The 16,151-nt window shown below is 57.8% G+C and carries 14 protein-coding genes; 7 read left to right on the forward strand and 7 right to left on the reverse strand.

What is annotated here, in order from left to right; translation table 11 throughout:
- The first annotated feature begins 86 nt into the window (after positions 1–86).
- The 5 genes from G6L28_RS02130 (at position 87) to G6L28_RS02150 (ending at position 5,731) form a co-directional block, all read left to right on the forward strand.
- On the forward strand, positions 87–1,100 hold the full coding sequence (locus G6L28_RS02130; protein WP_174062131.1) for a carbohydrate ABC transporter permease: 1,014 nt from the start codon (positions 87–89) through the stop codon (positions 1,098–1,100).
- A gap of 1 nt (position 1,101) precedes the next feature.
- Positions 1,102–2,262, forward strand: coding sequence for a carbohydrate ABC transporter permease (locus tag G6L28_RS02135; RefSeq protein WP_174062132.1), 1,161 nt, complete (start codon positions 1,102–1,104; stop codon positions 2,260–2,262).
- A gap of 50 nt (positions 2,263–2,312) precedes the next feature.
- Positions 2,313–3,968: an alpha-glucosidase family protein gene (locus G6L28_RS02140; RefSeq protein ID WP_174062133.1), complete on the forward strand. Its 1,656-nt coding sequence runs from the start codon at positions 2,313–2,315 to the stop codon at positions 3,966–3,968.
- A gap of 21 nt (positions 3,969–3,989) precedes the next feature.
- Complete coding sequence (locus tag G6L28_RS02145) at positions 3,990–5,078, forward strand: ABC transporter ATP-binding protein (RefSeq protein ID WP_174062134.1); 1,089 nt, start codon at positions 3,990–3,992, stop codon at positions 5,076–5,078.
- A gap of 296 nt (positions 5,079–5,374) precedes the next feature.
- A complete protein-coding gene (locus G6L28_RS02150) occupies positions 5,375–5,731 on the forward strand; it encodes a hypothetical protein (RefSeq protein ID WP_174062135.1) in 357 nt (118 codons plus the stop codon).
- A 63-nt stretch (positions 5,732–5,794) separates the two neighbouring features.
- On the opposite strand, the gene edd is transcribed toward G6L28_RS02150, so the two are convergent.
- The 5 genes from edd to G6L28_RS02175 form a co-directional block, all read right to left on the reverse strand.
- Positions 5,795–7,612: a phosphogluconate dehydratase gene (edd, locus tag G6L28_RS02155; RefSeq protein ID WP_174062136.1), complete on the reverse strand. Its 1,818-nt coding sequence runs from the start codon at positions 7,610–7,612 to the stop codon at positions 5,795–5,797.
- Between the two features lie 114 nt (positions 7,613–7,726).
- Complete coding sequence (gene pgl, locus G6L28_RS02160) at positions 7,727–8,425, reverse strand: 6-phosphogluconolactonase (protein ID WP_174062137.1); 699 nt, start codon at positions 8,423–8,425, stop codon at positions 7,727–7,729.
- Between the two features lie 10 nt (positions 8,426–8,435).
- Complete coding sequence (gene zwf / locus G6L28_RS02165) at positions 8,436–9,911, reverse strand: glucose-6-phosphate dehydrogenase (protein WP_174062138.1); 1,476 nt, start codon at positions 9,909–9,911, stop codon at positions 8,436–8,438.
- Between the two features lie 148 nt (positions 9,912–10,059).
- Positions 10,060–11,346 carry an NAD(P)/FAD-dependent oxidoreductase gene (locus G6L28_RS02170; RefSeq protein ID WP_174062139.1) on the reverse strand — a complete coding sequence of 429 codons (1,287 nt, stop codon included), beginning with the start codon at positions 11,344–11,346 and terminating at the stop codon, positions 10,060–10,062.
- 10 nt (positions 11,347–11,356) lie between these two features.
- Positions 11,357–12,793 (reverse strand): glutamine synthetase family protein, encoded by a 1,437-nt coding sequence (locus G6L28_RS02175; protein ID WP_174062140.1) that lies wholly within the window; start codon positions 12,791–12,793, stop codon positions 11,357–11,359.
- Positions 12,794–12,921: 128 nt separating this feature from the next.
- On the opposite strand from G6L28_RS02175, the gene G6L28_RS02180 reads away from it, so the two are divergent.
- Positions 12,922–14,106 (forward strand): NAD(P)/FAD-dependent oxidoreductase, encoded by a 1,185-nt coding sequence (locus G6L28_RS02180; RefSeq protein WP_174062141.1) that lies wholly within the window; start codon positions 12,922–12,924, stop codon positions 14,104–14,106.
- Positions 14,107–14,246: 140 nt separating this feature from the next.
- Positions 14,247–14,378: a hypothetical protein gene (locus G6L28_RS23030; RefSeq protein ID WP_272955833.1), complete on the forward strand. Its 132-nt coding sequence runs from the start codon at positions 14,247–14,249 to the stop codon at positions 14,376–14,378.
- A gap of 58 nt (positions 14,379–14,436) precedes the next feature.
- Here G6L28_RS23030 and G6L28_RS02185 read toward each other — a convergent pair whose 3' ends face one another.
- Both G6L28_RS02185 and aceA read right to left on the reverse strand, forming a co-directional pair.
- Positions 14,437–14,682 carry a hypothetical protein gene (locus G6L28_RS02185; RefSeq protein WP_174062142.1) on the reverse strand — a complete coding sequence of 82 codons (246 nt, stop codon included), beginning with the start codon at positions 14,680–14,682 and terminating at the stop codon, positions 14,437–14,439.
- A gap of 23 nt (positions 14,683–14,705) precedes the next feature.
- On the reverse strand, positions 14,706–15,995 hold the full coding sequence (aceA, locus tag G6L28_RS02190) for an isocitrate lyase (protein WP_174062143.1): 1,290 nt from the start codon (positions 15,993–15,995) through the stop codon (positions 14,706–14,708).
- Positions 15,996–16,151: the final 156 nt, after the last annotated feature.

Below are 16,151 nucleotides of genomic sequence, written 5' to 3' on the forward strand. Positions count from 1 at the left end.
CCATTGCCGGGCCGTTCCTCTGCAAATGCTTCGCTGAAGTCTTGAGTGGCGGGCATCGCATAAAAACGGAATACGGGGAGGGAATTATGATTACCCAGATCGTCTCGGCACTCGGCGTCGTGATCGTCGGCGTGTTTGCCTGCGCCGCCTATTACTGGCTGTCCGATAAAGCGCTTCAGCTCATCTTTCCGGTGAGGGATGGCGATGTCATCCACGCATCACGCAATCTGAACAGACGTGCGGCGGTGCGGCCATGGCTCTTCATCGGCCCGGCGCTGCTGCTTCTGGCCGTTTACCTCGTCTATCCCGTCATCGCGACCTTCATCCTGTCCTTCTATGACAGAACCGGCACAAATCCCGTCGGCCTCGCCAATTATCGTTGGGCGCTTTATGACGCCGGTTTCCGTCAGTCGATCTTCAACAACATTCTCTGGCTTGCGGTCGTGCCTGCCGCCTGCACCTTCCTCGGTCTCGTCATTGCCGTCATGACCGACCGCATCTGGTGGGGCAATATCGCCAAATCCATCGTCTTCATGCCTATGGCGATTTCCTTCGTCGGTGCCTCCGTTATCTGGAAGTTCATCTATGAATATCGCGGCGAGGGGCAGACGCAGATCGGCCTGCTGAACGCCATCGTCGAGTTCTTCGGCGGCACTCCGGAAGTGTGGATCTCCATGCCCTTCTGGAACAACTTCTTCCTCATGGTCATCCTCATCTGGATCCAGACCGGCTTTGCCATGGTCATCCTGTCTGCGGCGCTGCGCGGCATACCGGAAGAAACCGTCGAAGCTGCTGTGATCGATGGCGCAAACGGCTGGCAGATTTTCTGGAAAATCCTCGTTCCGCAAATCTGGGGCACCATCGCCGTGGTCTGGACGACCATCACCATTCTTGTCCTCAAAGTCTTCGATATCGTGCTGACCATGACCAACGGCCAGTGGAACACCATGGTTCTGGCCAACCTCATGTTCGACTGGATGTTCCGTGGCGGCGGGGATAGCGGGCGAAGTGCCGTCATCGCGCTCATCATCATGGCTGCCGTTACGCCGATCATGATCTGGAATATTCGCCAGGCAAACCGCGAGATGGAGGGCCGCTGATATGAGCATTGCAACCCGCATCCGCCGCATCGGCCTGCCGCGCCTCATCGTCCATATCAGCGTGCTTTTCGTCGTCATCCTCTGGCTTTTGCCGACGCTCGGCATTCTCGTCAGCTCTTTGCGCGACAAGGACCAGATCACTGTTTCAGGCTGGTGGACGGCCTTCTCCAGTTCCAGCCAGACGCAGGCCTTGCGCTTGGGCGATCCTTCTACCCAAACCCAGCAAGGCGACCGCTTCGTCATTGCCGGTAACGTCTTCGGCGAAGGCAAGAGCGGCAATGTCTCGGCTTTCGGCGTGCGTGTGCAGGAGCCGACCGCATTCGACGCTGGTGAAACCGCCGATCTGGGCGATGGCGAAACGCTGCTCGTCAACAAGGACGGCAGCTACCAGTACAGCAAAAATGCAAGCTTCGAAGGCTCGCGCGCCAAGCGCGTCTATGTGGCAGTTGCCACACCGCCGATCTTCACACTGGACAACTACCGCACCGTCCTGACGTCGGAGGGTATCGGCCAGTCCTTCGTCAACTCGCTGACGGTGGCGATCCCCGCCACGATCATCCCGATCCTGATTGCGGCCTTTGCGGCTTATGCGCTTTCGTGGATGAAGTTCAGCGGGCGCTCGCTGATGATCGCGCTCGTTGTAGGCCTTATCGTCGTGCCTTTGCAGATGTCGCTCATTCCGTTGCTTCAGCTTTATAACTGGATCGGCAATGTCTTCGGCGTCCCATCGAAAACCTATGCCGGTATTTGGCTCGCACATACCGCCTTTGGCCTGCCGCTCGCCATCTATCTACTTCGCAACTATATTTCCGGTCTGCCGAAGGAAATCATCGAGAGCGCGCGTGTCGATGGTGCAAGCGATTTCGAAATCTTCGTCAAGATCATCCTGCCGCTGTCCTTCCCGGCACTTGCCTCCTTCGCCATCTTCCAGTTCCTCTGGACGTGGAACGACCTGCTCGTCGCTATGGTCTTCCTCGGTACGCAGAAGGATGAGTTGGTGTTGACGGGTGCGTTGAATGCGCTGCTTGGTTCGCGCGGCGGCAATTGGGAAATCCTCACCGCATCGGCCTTCGTCACCATCGTCGTGCCGCTTTGCGTCTTCTTTGCGCTCCAACGTTACCTTGTGCGCGGCCTGCTCGCAGGCTCCGTCAAGGGAGGCTGATCGATCCCATGAATGTCCAGATGAATGCTCATACCCAACAGGATACTGCGATGACTGATAGTGTTTCCTCCGCTCTGAAAGCAGACAAGGACTGGTGGCGCGGCGCCGTCATCTATCAGATCTACCCGCGCTCCTATCAGGACTCCAATGGCGATGGCATCGGCGACCTGAAGGGCATCACGTCCCGCCTCGAGCACATCGCAAATCTCGGTGCGGATGCCATCTGGATTTCGCCTTTCTTCACCTCACCGATGAAGGATTTCGGCTACGACGTATCAAATTACGTCGATGTCGACCCGATGTTCGGCACGCTCGCCGATTTCGACGGGCTGATCGCGGAAGCTCATCGCCTCGGCATCCGGGTGATGATCGACCTCGTTCTTTCGCACACGTCGGATCAGCATCCATGGTTCGTGGAAAGCCGCTCCAGCCGCCAGAACCCGAAGTCGGACTGGTATGTGTGGAGCGATGGCAAGCCGGATGGCACGCCTCCTAACAACTGGCTCTCCATCTTCGGTGGAGCCGGCTGGCAGTGGGACCCGACGCGCATGCAATATTACATGCACAACTTCCTCACCTCGCAGCCGGATCTCAATCTGCATAACCCGGACGTGCAGGAAGAGCTGCTGAACATCACCCGCTTCTGGCTGAAGCGCGGCGTCGATGGCTTCCGCCTCGATACGATCAACTTCTATTTCCACGACGAGCAACTGCGCGATAACCCGGCCCTTGCGCCGGAGCGCCGCAACGCCTCGACCGCGCCAGCGGTCAACCCCTATAATTTCCAGGAGCATATCTACGACAAGAACCGCCCGGAGAACCTTGAATTCCTCAAGCGCTTCCGCGCTGTTTTGGACGAATTCCCGGATATTGCAGCGGTGGGTGAAGTGGGCGACAGCCAGCGCGGTCTGGAAATCGTCGGTGAATACACCTCCGGCGATGACAAGATGCAGATGTGTTACGCCTTCGAATTCCTGGCACCGGACGCGCTGACCCCGCAGCGCATCTCGGATGTTCAGGCAGCGTTTGCGCAGGCTGCGCCCGAGGGCTGGGCCTGCTGGGCGTTTTCCAACCACGATGTCGTGCGCCATGTCAGCCGCTGGGGCGAGATCGTCGATGACAAGGATGCCTTCGCCAAGGTTCTCGCCGCATTGCTGATGACCCAGCGCGGTTCGGTCTGCATCTATGAGGGCGAGGAGCTTGGCCTGACGGAAGCGGAGATCGATTTCGAGCATCTGCAGGACCCATACGGCATTCAGTTCTGGCCGGAATTCAAGGGCCGCGATGGTTGCCGCACGCCGATGGTGTGGGATGCAGGCCATGCACAGGCCGGTTTCTCCACATCGGATAAGACCTGGCTGCCAATTCCGACCGAACACAAGATGCGCGCCGTCAGCGCCCAGCAGGGCAATGAGGCCTCGGTCCTTGAACACTACCGCCGCTTCCTGGCGTTCAGAAAGCAGCACCCGGCCTTCGCCAAGGGCAAGATCGAGTTCCATGAGGCCGATGCCACGATTTCGAGCTACAGCCGCATTCTGGGCAATGAGACGATCCTTTGCCTGTTCAATCTCTCGGCATTGCCCGCAAAGGCCGAACTGCCGCAAGGCCGGTGGGACGTGCTGGATGGGCATGGCTTCAAGGCAGAATTGAACGACAACACAGTTGAACTTCCGGCATGGGGCGCATTCTTCGCCCGCCACGCGTAAATCGACAGGGAGGAACATCGCATGACTGGCCTTATTCTGAAGGACATCCGCAAAGCCTACGGTCAGGTGAAGGTCCTGCACGGCATCGATCTCGACATCAAACAGGGCGAGTTCATCGTTTTCGTCGGCCCCTCCGGCTGTGGCAAGTCCACCTTGCTCAGAATGATCGCAGGTCTGGAGGAAATCACCGGCGGCGAGATGTACATCGACGGCAAGCTGGTGAATGAAATCCCGCCATCGCGTCGCGGCATCGCCATGGTGTTCCAGTCCTACGCGCTCTACCCGCATATGACGGTCTATGACAACATGGCCTTCGGCATGAAGATCGCCAAGGAAAGCAAACAGGAGATCGACCGGCGCGTACGCGCCGCTGCCGACATTCTGCAGCTGACGCAATATCTTGAACGCCTCCCCAAGGCGCTCTCCGGCGGCCAGCGCCAGCGTGTCGCCATCGGTCGCGCCATCTGCCGTAACCCGAAAGTCTTCCTCTTCGACGAGCCGCTGTCCAACCTCGATGCCGCTCTGCGTGTCGCCACGCGCATCGAGATCGCCAAGCTCAGCGAGAAAATGGCCGATACCACCATGATCTACGTAACGCACGATCAGGTGGAAGCCATGACGCTGGCAGACCGCATCGTCGTGCTGAATGGCGGCAAGGTGGAGCAGGTGGGTGAACCGCTGGAGCTTTACGAGAACCCGGCAAACCTCTTCGTTGCCCGCTTCATCGGCTCTCCGGCTATGAACATCATTCCCGCCACGGTGCGCCGTGCAGGTCAGGAAACTGCCATCGAATTGTCAGGTGGAAAGACCCTGACGCTGGCCATCCCCACGGTCGAGAGCGAGGTTGGCAAGGCAGCGTCCTTCGGCGTGCGCCCGGAGGATCTGACCATCGTATTGGGTGATGACTACCTGCTGGAGGGCAAGGTGTCTATCGTGGAAGCCCTCGGTGAAGTGACCCTTCTCTACCTTGAAGCGCCGAACGGGCAGGAGCCGATCATCGTCAAGATACCGGGCATCGTCCCAGTAAAGAAAGGTGATGTTCTTCGTTTCGCTGCACCGGCTGAAAAACTGCATCTCTTTGATGCGGAAGGGCGCTCCTACAAGAACTAGGCTGTGGAAAGTCACGCATTCTTAACCCTGGCTTCAAGCAACAGGAAATCCGCCAGAAACTTTTACGCCACTGTTTTGTTGATAAATCAGCCGTTTGAACACCCGGGCGGCTGATAAAACAAGGCATTCCGGTATGCCCTTCAAAGCTGTATCCGATGTGTTTCATATCGAAACGCGAAGATGAATTGTTAATGACTCCAGGCGTAGTATTTTCATCGAAATGTTAGGGGAGTCAGGCCGTGAACGCCCGCGCAAGCATCGGTAAAGCAACGTATCTAAGCAAGGAAGAATCTTTCATGTATGACCGCGAAGCGCGGTTCAAGATGGAAGATACCGCCAATGGTGCGCGTATCGAGTACACCGAAAAAGCAGTCATGAACATGGCCTCGCGCCGTTGCGACGTCATCAAGATTTCGCAGACCGAAGCAGTTCTCGCGCTCCTGACACAATTCGAACTTCCGAAACAGTTTTACCTCGACATTCCGGATGCCCGTATCAACAAGATCGGCTGCGTGGTGATGAGGGTCAACGCCAACAACACTATGCAGGTCCGTTTTTTGCGGATGCTGACGCCAAAGGAGCTGGACAGGATTTTTGTGTTCAGCACCCATCCCGCCCACAGGGATCGCAAGCTCAACATTCGCGCCTGGTGAATGTCACAAATATCAAGAAGGCCGCGTTTCCATCGAAACGCGGCCTTTTTGTTTGAGCTAACCTCAGTGAAATACGCTCGCACCCTGATCGGCAGGACCGGCGTTGCGGCGGAAGGTGGCGAAGAGTTCGCGGCCCATGCCCCATTCATTGTGGGAAAGATCTGCGCGCGCAGGCTCGCGCTTGGAAAGCTCCGCCGCTGAAACCAGCACCTCCAGCGTGCCGGAAATCGCGTCCAGACGGATGATGTCGCCATCGCGGATGAGGGAGATCGGGCCGCAGTCGGAAGCCTCAGGCGTCACGTGGATGGCAGCAGGCACCTTGCCCGAAGCGCCGGACATACGTCCGTCCGTTACCAGCGCAACCTTGAAACCGCGATCCTGTAGAACGCCAAGCGGCGGGGTAAGGCGATGCAGTTCCGGCATGCCGCACGCCTTCGGGCCTTGAAAGCGGACAACGGCGATAAAGTCGCGGTTCAGCTTTCCGTCCTTGAAAGCATCCTGAAGCTCCTGCTGGTCGTTAAACACAAGGGCAGGCGCTTCGATGATGTGGCGCTCCGGCTTGACGGCAGAAATCTTGATAACGCTCTTGCCGAGATTGCCGGTCAGCATCTTCAGGCCGCCGGTTGGCTGGAATGGCGTTTCGATGCGGGCGAGAACCTTGGGGTCATGGCTTTCTTCAGGCGCGGCATCCCGAATGATGACGCCGTCTTCACCAAGCTTGGCGTCGATGGTGTATGCTTCCAGGCCGTGGCCGAAGACGGTGCGAACATCGTCATGGACGAAGCCCTGCTTGAGTAATTGCTTGATCAAATAACCCATGCCGCCTGCGGCGTGGAAATGGTTCACATCCGCCAGACCGTTCGGATAGACGCGGGCCAGGAGCGGCACGGCGTCCGAAAGATCGGAAATATCCTGCCATGTGAGGATGATACCGGCTGCCCGCGCCATGGCGATGAGGTGCATCGTGTGGTTCGTAGATCCGCCTGTCGCATGAAGGCCAACGACGCCGTTGACCACGGAACGCTCATCGATCATCTCGCCCGCCGGTGTAAATTCGTTACCCTGCGCGGTAATCGCCAGCGCGCGTCTCGTCGCTTCCTTCGTGAGCGCGTCGCGCAGCGGCGTGTTCGGGTTGATGAAGGAAGAACCGGGCATATGGAAGCCCATGATCTCCATCAGCATCTGGTTGGAGTTGGCGGTACCGTAGAAAGTGCAAGTGCCGGGGCCGTGATAGGATTTGGATTCCGCTTCAAGCAACTCCGCACGACCGACCTTGCCTTCCGCATAAAGCTGGCGGATGCGCGACTTCTCGTCATTGGGCAGACCGGAGGTCATAGGACCAGCGGGAATGAAGACGGCAGGTAGGTGGCCAAAGGAGAGGGCGGCAATGACGAGACCGGGAACGATCTTGTCGCAGACACCGAGATAGACAGCAGCATCGAACATGTTGTGCGAAAGCCCGATGCCTGCCGCCATGGCAATCGCATCGCGCGAAAACAGCGAAAGCTCCATGCCCGGCTGGCCCTGCGTTACGCCATCGCACATGGCCGGAACCGCGCCAGCGACCTGCGCAATACCGCCCGCTGCCTTTGCCGCATCGCGGATGATGGCGGGATAGGTTTCGTAAGGCTGATGCGCCGAGAGCATGTCGTTATAGGCCGTCACAATGCCGAGATTGGGAACCCGGTCGCCGGCAAGGATATCCTTGTCGGCGGGGGAACAGACAGCAAATCCATGCGCAAGATTTCCGCAGGAGAGAACGGACCGGTGAACGCCTTTGGAAACCTGCAGGCGAAGCCTTTCGAGATAGGTCTCGCGGTAGGGTTTCGAGCGTTCGACGATGCGGTCGGTAATGGCTTGAATACGTGAATCGGCAGCCATGGGCGTTCATCCTGTCTTGCTTTGAGATGTCGGTCTCGCGCTTGGGACGCCGGGACCGACGATCATGTTGCTATTGCTGTACCGGACATCGCTCTTTAAACGAGCGAACTGAGATTACGGTGCCCAGTAGATATTGACCGGCGAATCCGCCCTGTTCAGCACGGCGCGAATGGGCATCTCGTCCTCATCCAGATCGGCCTGTGCCTTTTCCAGCGTTTCCTTCTTGGCCGCCCCCTCGATGTGAAGCACTAGGAAGCTCGCATCGTGCAGAGCGGAAAGATTGAACGTCAGCCTTTCCTCGCCAGCGCCCTCTGCTTCCATGGGCAGAACCGCCCGGGGCTCATCGAGGTCGAGTGCCTCTTCGAGATTGTCGCCGCCTGGAAAGAACGAGGCCGTGTGTCCGTCCGTTCCCATTCCAAGGATCACAACGTCGAAAGGATCGCAGATATCCGCAGTCTTCACCGTTGCCAGCGTGGCCGCGTCTTCGGCGGAAGCGGCTGACTGATAGAGGGGCAGAAAATAGGCTGCCGCCGCTTCGTTTTGCAGCAGGTTGTCAGCCACCAGCTTGTGGTTGGAGCGGTCACTATCGGCGGGAACGAAACGCTCGTCCACCAGCGTCACATTGACCTGACCCCATGCAAGCGGATGCTTCGACAGCGCCTGAAAAAACAGCTTGGGGGTGGAGCCGCCGGAAACGGCAATGCTTGCCGTCCCGCGTTCCTCAAGTGCCTCTTTCAGCCGTTGGGCAACGTCGCCAGCAAGCTTTTCCGCCAGTTCCGGGCCATTTGCGAAGACGTGCATCTGAGCTTCCATCCGCATCTCCTCAGTCGGCGTCGTGCCAGGTGCGACCATCGCGCTCGATCAGCGCGATCGCACCGCTTGGACCCCATGTGCCGGAGGTGTAGCCCTGCACGCCCTGACCGACAGCCTCCCAGCTTTTCAGGATCGGATCGACCCACTTCCATGCCGCTTCCACTTCGTCGCGGCGCATGAACAGCGTCTGGTTGGAGCGGATCGTATCCATCAGCAGGCGCTCGTAAGCATCCGGGCTGCGAACATTGAACGCTTCGGCAAAGCTCATGTCGAGCGATACCTGGCGCAGGCGCATACCGCCCGGGCCGGGGTCTTTGATGAGCAGAGACTGCTTCACGCCTTCGTCCGGTTGCAGGCGGATGACCAGCTTGTTTGCCTCGACCTTGCCAGCCGCATCATCGAAAATCGAGTGCGGAATCTGCTTGAAGGTGACGACGATTTCGGAAACGCGGGTTGCAAGGCGCTTGCCGGTGCGGATGTAGAAGGGGACGCCCGCCCAGCGCCAGTTGCCGATCTCCGCCTTGATGGCAACGAAGGTCTCGGTATTGGAAACACCGCCTTCGAGCTCTTCCAGATAACCCTTGACCGGGCCACCGGCGGAAGCGCCAGCACGATACTGGCCGCGAACGGTGTTTTTCTCGACATTGCTTTCGTTGATAGGCTTCAGCGCACGCAGCACCTTCAGCTTCTCGTCGCGAACCGCTTCTGCATCCATCGACGACGGAGGCTCCATGGCAACGAGGCAAAGCAGTTGGAGGATGTGGTTCTGCACCATGTCACGCAGCGCACCGGCCTTGTCGTAGTAACCGGCTCGACCCTCGAGGCCAACGGATTCGGCGACCGTGATCTGCACATGATCGATGTGCGCGGAGTTCCACAGCGGCTCGTAAAGCGCATTGGCAAAACGCAGAACCATCAGGTTCTGAACGGTTTCCTTGCCGAGGTAGTGGTCGATACGGAAGATTTGCTCTTCCTTGAAGACATTACCCAGCGTGTCGTTGAGTTCGAGCGCAGAGGCGAGATCGCGGCCAATCGGCTTTTCCACCACGATGCGGGTGGATTTGGTGATCAGTTTGTGATCCCGAATCTTGGAAGCGATATCGCCGAAGATAGCCGGTGCGACGGCGAGATAGAAAGCACGGATACGATCCTTGCCCTCATCCAGCAGCTTCTTCAGCTTGTCCCAGCCGTCCTCGGTCTTTGCATCCACCGGGATATAGAACAGGCGGGCGCAGAACTTGGCGACCTGTGCTTCGTCATACTCGCCCTTTTTCAGGTGTTCCTTGAGCGCGTCTTCGGCGAATTTGCGATATTCGTCATGCGTCATTACCGAGCGCGACGCACCGATGATGCGCGTCGGTTCGGAGAGCTGGTTCTCCACCTGCCGGTGGTAAAGGGCTGGCAGTAGCTTGCGCTCCGCCAGATCGCCAGTGCCGCCGAAGACGACGCAATCGAAGGGCTCGACTGGAATGATTTGACTGCTCATACCGATTCTCTTGCTCTTTACGGGTTTGGGGCATCCATAATCTAATCGATTTAAAAATGCCAGACTTGTTATGCAGAATTATGATCTTCGCTGGATATGGTGCCTATGCTTTGATCATGCGTGTCTCATTCGACCTCTGCTTTTCGAACTAGAATCTGTCGCGGAGTGCAAACCATGATAGCGCCAGAAACAGCAGCGGGGACCTGAATTTCGCTCCACCGGGAAATGAAGGTACATCAAGCGCAGAAAACTGCTCAAGCGCTTTATCTCTATTCACCACCATGTCGGCATACAGCTTGCCGCAATAATTCGACAACATCACCCCATGGCCGGAATAGCCGCCGATGGACATGACGCCCGGCATCACCTCGCGCACGAATGGCTGACGCGGCATGGTAATGCCCACCGAACCACCCCAGGCATGGGTCATTTCGATGTCGTGTAGGGCCGGATAGATTTCCGCGATCTGCTTGCGGATATGGACGGAAATATCGCGCGGAGAATCTGCGGTGTAGGCTTCGCGCCCGCCGAACAGCAGGCGGTTGTCCCGTGTCTTGCGGAAGTAACGGACCACGAAACGGGAATCCGCCACAGCTTCCTGTCCGGGAATGACTTGCGGGAAATCATCCAGCGGAATGGTTGCGCCGATAAAGGAGCGGATCGGCATGATATGCGCTGCCGTTACCGGCTCCAGATTGCCGATATGCGCATTGGTGGCGATCAGCACGCGGCCTGCGGTAATGGTGCCGCTCGCTGTTTCGATCAGCGTCTTGCCTTGGGCCTGCCTGATGGATTTGGCGGGCGTCATCTCGAAAATGTCCGCACCTGCATCCCGTGCAGCTTTCGCCAGGCCGACGAGGAGCTTCATTGGATGGATGTGGCCGGTGCCGGTATCGCGCACGCCGCAATAATAATGGGTCGAGCCCAGCCTTTCAGCGGTTTCCGCACCTTCCATGAAGGAGATATGCGGGTAGCCGTAACGGCTGGTCATTGCATCCACGCTTTTGCGATAGTCTTTCGCATAAGCCTTTTTATGCGAGACATTGAGCTGCCCCGGCAAAAATTCCATGTCGATGCCTTGGTCGCGGGCAAAATCCAGCAGGTAGTGCTTGGCCCCTTCGGCGATATCGAACAAAGCCTTGGAGCGCTCGAAGCCGATTTCGTCTTCCAGATCATCGGGCCAAGCACGCTGGCCGGTGCCGAACTGACCGCCGTTGCGTCCCGAAGCGCCATCCCCGAAACGATTGGCATCTATCAGGGTGACGGACACGCCCGCTTTGGCGAGATTGTAAGCCGCCTGCAAGCCGGTGAAGCCGCCACCGATAACGGCGACATCAACGGTACGCGATCCATCCATCGCCGCATATTGCGGTCGGTCTCCGACGGTATTTTCATACCAGGAGATACTCGGCGATATCGGGCTCTGCCACGCCATCATCGCGCCCTCACACGTTCAGCAGCAGGAACTCGCGCTCCCACGGGCTGATGACCTGCATGAAGGTCTCGAACTCGCCACGCTTCAGGCCTGCGTAGAGGCCGACGAATTCATGGCCGAAGACGCGGTCGAATTGCGGTTCGCCTTCCAGAAGGGCTACAGCCTCCAGCAGCCCGCGGGGTAGCTCGATGGAACCTTCGTTCGCCGTCTCATAAGTCGGCTCCGTAGGCTCGATATTGTTCATGATGCCGAGCCAGCCGCAGCCGAGTGATGCCGCAAGGGCAAGATAGGGGTTGGCATCCGAGCTCGGCAGACGGTTTTCCACGCGCCGCGCCGCTGGCCCGGAAATAGGCACTCGGAACGCGGTGGTGCGGTTGTCGTAACCCCAGGCATTGTTGACCGGGCAGGCCATATCGGGCGTCAGGCGGCGGTAGGAGTTCACATAGGGCGCAAGCATCACCAGCGCATTCGGCACATAACGCTGCATACCGCCGACAAAGGAGAAAAATTCCTTGGAAGGGCTGCCATCCTTGTTCGAAAAGACATTTTCGCCCGTTTCGATATCGACCACCGACTGGTGAATATGCATGGCAGATCCCGGCATACCCTGCATCGGCTTGGCCATGAAGGTGGCGTAGATGCCATGCTTCAGCGCAGCTTCGCGTATGGTGCGCTTGAACAGGAACACCTGATCGGCAAGCTCGATAGGATCGCCGTGGCGCAGGTTGATTTCCAGCTGGGCCGGACCTTCCTCATGGATAAGCGTGTCGATTTCCAGACCCTGCTTTTCCGAAAAATGGTAGATATCATCGATCAACTCGTCGAACTCGTTGATACCGGCAATCGAATAGCTCTGCCCACCGACGATGGAACGACCGGAGCGGCCCTTCGGCGGATGCAGCGGGTAGTCGGGGTCGTCGTTCATGGCAACGAGGTAGAATTCTATCTCGGGCGCGACGACCGCCTTCCAGCCCTTTTCCCTATAAAGGTCAAGGACGTTTCTCAGTACGTTGCGTGGCGTGTAGGGAACGAACTTGCCGTCCTGATCCACCACATCGCAGATGACCTGTGCGGTCGGGTCGCTTTCCCACGGAACAACGGAGAGTGTTGAGAGATCAGGCACCAGCTTCAGATCGCTATCGCGCGGCTCATAGCGAAAGTTCGCCGTCTCATCCGGGTAGTCGCCGGAAATCGTGTGGCGATAAAGCGCGGAGGGCAGGGCAAGCGACGTATCGCCGGTAAATTTCGAGGTCGGCATCATCTTGCCGCGCGGAACGCCAGCCAGATCGGGAGTGATACACTCGATGTCTTCGATGCCGCGTGCTTTCAGCCATTGCGCCGCTTCCCGCCAGGAAGAGCAGCCGCGTGTGGAGGAGACATCTACGGGTATCTTTTTTGCCATGTTTGCCGGTTTCTTCGGGCGGAGCATGGTTTTCTTGGGGGGCATAAATCACCGGGTCTGTGTTTCAATTGGCACTATCATAGTCAGACTTTGACAATTGGCGAGGGGGGAATGCGCATTGACAAGCAGCCTGACTTAGAAAAGAGGAAGTGGGCCAAACTTAGGGAAATTCCATGACGGAAAAATGCGACGTGGTGATTTTGGGTGCCGGTGCCGCTGGCATGATGTGCGCCATTCGTGCCGGTCAGCGCGGTCGCTCCGTTATCGTTCTGGACCACGCAAAGTCACCGGGCGAGAAAATCCGGATTTCCGGCGGTGGGCGCTGCAACTTCACCAACATCCATGCCGGGCCGAAGAATTACCTCTCGCAAAACCCGCATTTCGCCAAGTCCGCGCTTGCAAGATACACCCCACGCGATTTCATCGACCTTGTGGAAAAGCATAGGATTGCCTGGCACGAAAAGACGCTTGGCCAGCTTTTCTGCGATGACAGCGCCAAGGATATCATCCGCATGTTATTGGCGGAAATGCAGGCCGTTGGTGCGAGGCTCCGGCTTCAGACCGAGATATCGGCTGTCGAACCCGTAGCGACGGGCGGATACCGCGTCAGCACCTCTCAAGGCGTAATCGAAGCGACGAGCCTTGTTCTCGCAACAGGCGGCAAATCCATTCCCAAGATGGGCTCTACCGGCTTTTCCTATCGCATTGCCGAGCAATTCGGCCTGCCGTTGGTGGAGCCACGTCCGGGCCTCGTGCCGCTGACACTCGATCCAGCGCAATTGGAAAAGCTCTCCGCCCTTTCCGGCGTCGCGGTGCCTGCGGATGTCTCGCACGGCAAAACGAGTTTTCGCGAAGCGCTTCTCTTCACTCATCGAGGTCTAAGCGGCCCGTCGATCCTGCAAATCTCGTCCTACTGGCGGGAAGGGGAGGCGATCCGCCTCAAGCTGGAACCGGAGATGGATATTGCCGAAAAGCTGAAAATGGCGAAGAAGGCCAACGGGAAACAATCCGCCCAGACAGCGCTCGCAGACATTCTGCCGAAAAGGCTCGCGCAATATCTTGTCGAGCAATCCGGCATCTCCACGCACCTTGCGGACCTTTCCGACAAGGCGCTCACATCGCTTGCCGCCAGCGCCCAGGACTGGCAGATCAAGCCTTCCGGCTCGGAAGGCTATCGCACCGCCGAGGTGACATTGGGTGGTGTCGATACAACCTATCTGGATTCGAAAACCATGCAGGCGAAATCCGTCCCAGGCCTTTATTTCATAGGCGAATGCGTAGACGTGACGGGCTGGCTTGGCGGCTATAATTTCCAGTGGGCATGGGCATCGGGCGTTGCCGCCGGAGAATCTGTGTAGAACCGCGAGGTTTTAACACCTTGTTAAGAGCCGGGAGTCATGCTGACTTTTATGCCAGCACAGCATTTGCTGTACATGACGTCTCGCTGGACGCCGGAACCCGGCATTGAACGGTTATGTTTTTCGTTTGGAAGCCGCTCATGATCATGTCCAGAAATCGCGCCCGCGCCATCGCAGTTGCCCGCACCCGAGATGACAACCTCGTTTTCGCTTTCCGCCTGAGCCTGATCGCAGCTGGCGCGATTGCCACCTTGCTGACCGTCGCTCTCTAGGCTTTCATCTAGTCGTTCCTAAAATGAAACCGGACGGTTGCCCGTCCGGTATTGCGCATTACGCCGCAGCCTTACTCTGCGCCACGATCACCGGGATCATCAGATCGCCCCAGTTTCCGTCGCCGCCGTGGTGGCGGGCGGAGCGGACGAGTTCGACGGAGATGCCTGCTTCCACGGCGTTCATGACGGCCTGGTTGAGGCGGTGCAGATCGTTGGCCAGCATGCGAATGGCAGCTTGCTGGCTTTCAGTCATGGCAGAGGATTGTTCTTCTGCCCGTTCTCTAACTCTCGAAATCGATGCCATTGTCTTTTCCTCCGATTGACTGGTTACTCTGCGGCCGGGCGGAACTGGTCGTGCTCGGTCGATTCCTTCATGGCGGTGGTTGATGAGGCGCCTCCGGAGATTGCGACGGATACCGCGTCGAAATAGCCGGTGCCGACTTCCCTCTGATGCTTGGTTGCGGTGTAGCCATTGATTTCGGCTGCGAATTCCGCTTCCTGAAGCTCCGAATAGGCTGCCATCTGACGATCCTTGTAGTCGCGTGCCAGTTCGAACATGCCGTAATTCAACTGGTGGAAACCGGCAAGGGTGATGAACTGGAACTTGTAGCCCATGGCTCCCAGCTCGCGCTGGAACTTGGCAATCGTCGAATCGTCCAGATTTTTCTTCCAGTTGAAGGACGGTGAGCAATTATAGGCAAGCTTCTTGCCCGGATGCACCTTGTGCACGCCTTCTGCGAATTTGCGCGCCTGCTCCAGATCCGGCTTCGATGTCTCGCACCAGATAAGATCGCAATAAGGGGCGTAAGCATTGGCGCGGGCGATGCAGGGTTCGAGGCCGTTCTTGACCTGATAGAAACCTTCCACGGTGCGACCGGCATCATAATCGACAAAGGGGCGGTCACGCTCATCGATGTCCGAAGTCAGAAGCTTGGCCGCTTCCGCATCGGTACGGGCAATAACGAGCGTTGGCGTGCCCATGACGTCGGCTGCCAGCCGCGCTGCCGTCAGGTTGCGGATATGGGCCGCTGTCGGGATCAGAACCTTGCCGCCCAGATGGCCGCACTTCTTCTCCGATGCCAGCTGGTCCTCATAGTGAACGCCCGCCGCGCCTGCCTCAATAAAGGCTTTCATGATTTCGAAGGCGTTCAGCGGTCCACCAAAACCTGCTTCTGCATCGGCAACGATAGGCGCGAACCATGTCTCGACGGAAAGGCCCTTGCCTTCTGCTGTTTCGATCTGGTCTGCACGCTGAAGCGTCTTGTTGATACGCTTTGCCAGTTCCGGTGCGGCATTGGCCGGATAAAGCGACTGGTCTGGATACATGGCGGACGCCGTGTTGGCATCTGCCGCAACCTGCCAGCCAGAAAGATAGATGGCCTTCAATCCAGCACGAACCATCTGCATGGCCTGGTTGCCGGAAAGTGCGCCGAGCGCGTTGATGAAGCTTTCCTCGTTGATTAACTTCCAGAGACGATTGGCACCCATTTCGGCCAGCGAATGTCGGATTTCGATGGAGCCGCGAAGCTTCAGCACATCATCGGTGCTGTAGGTGCGTTCTATGCCATCGAAGCGGCCTTGAGGTGCAGCAGGAACCAGTTTGTAAAAATCAGTCACATCTCTCTCCCATGTTCATTTCTCTAAATCGTTTATCGCTACCCAATCCACGATTTGATGTGACTGAATTTACATTTATTGGCTGATAGTCGCTAGATAAAAAGGAAAATCAGTGACTTGAAATGGGTTATGCTGTATCGTCTTTGACAGGGTGGC

The organism is Agrobacterium larrymoorei (genome assembly GCF_013322225.1).
In the GTDB taxonomy this organism is placed as follows: domain Bacteria; phylum Pseudomonadota; class Alphaproteobacteria; order Rhizobiales; family Rhizobiaceae; genus Agrobacterium; species Agrobacterium larrymoorei_A.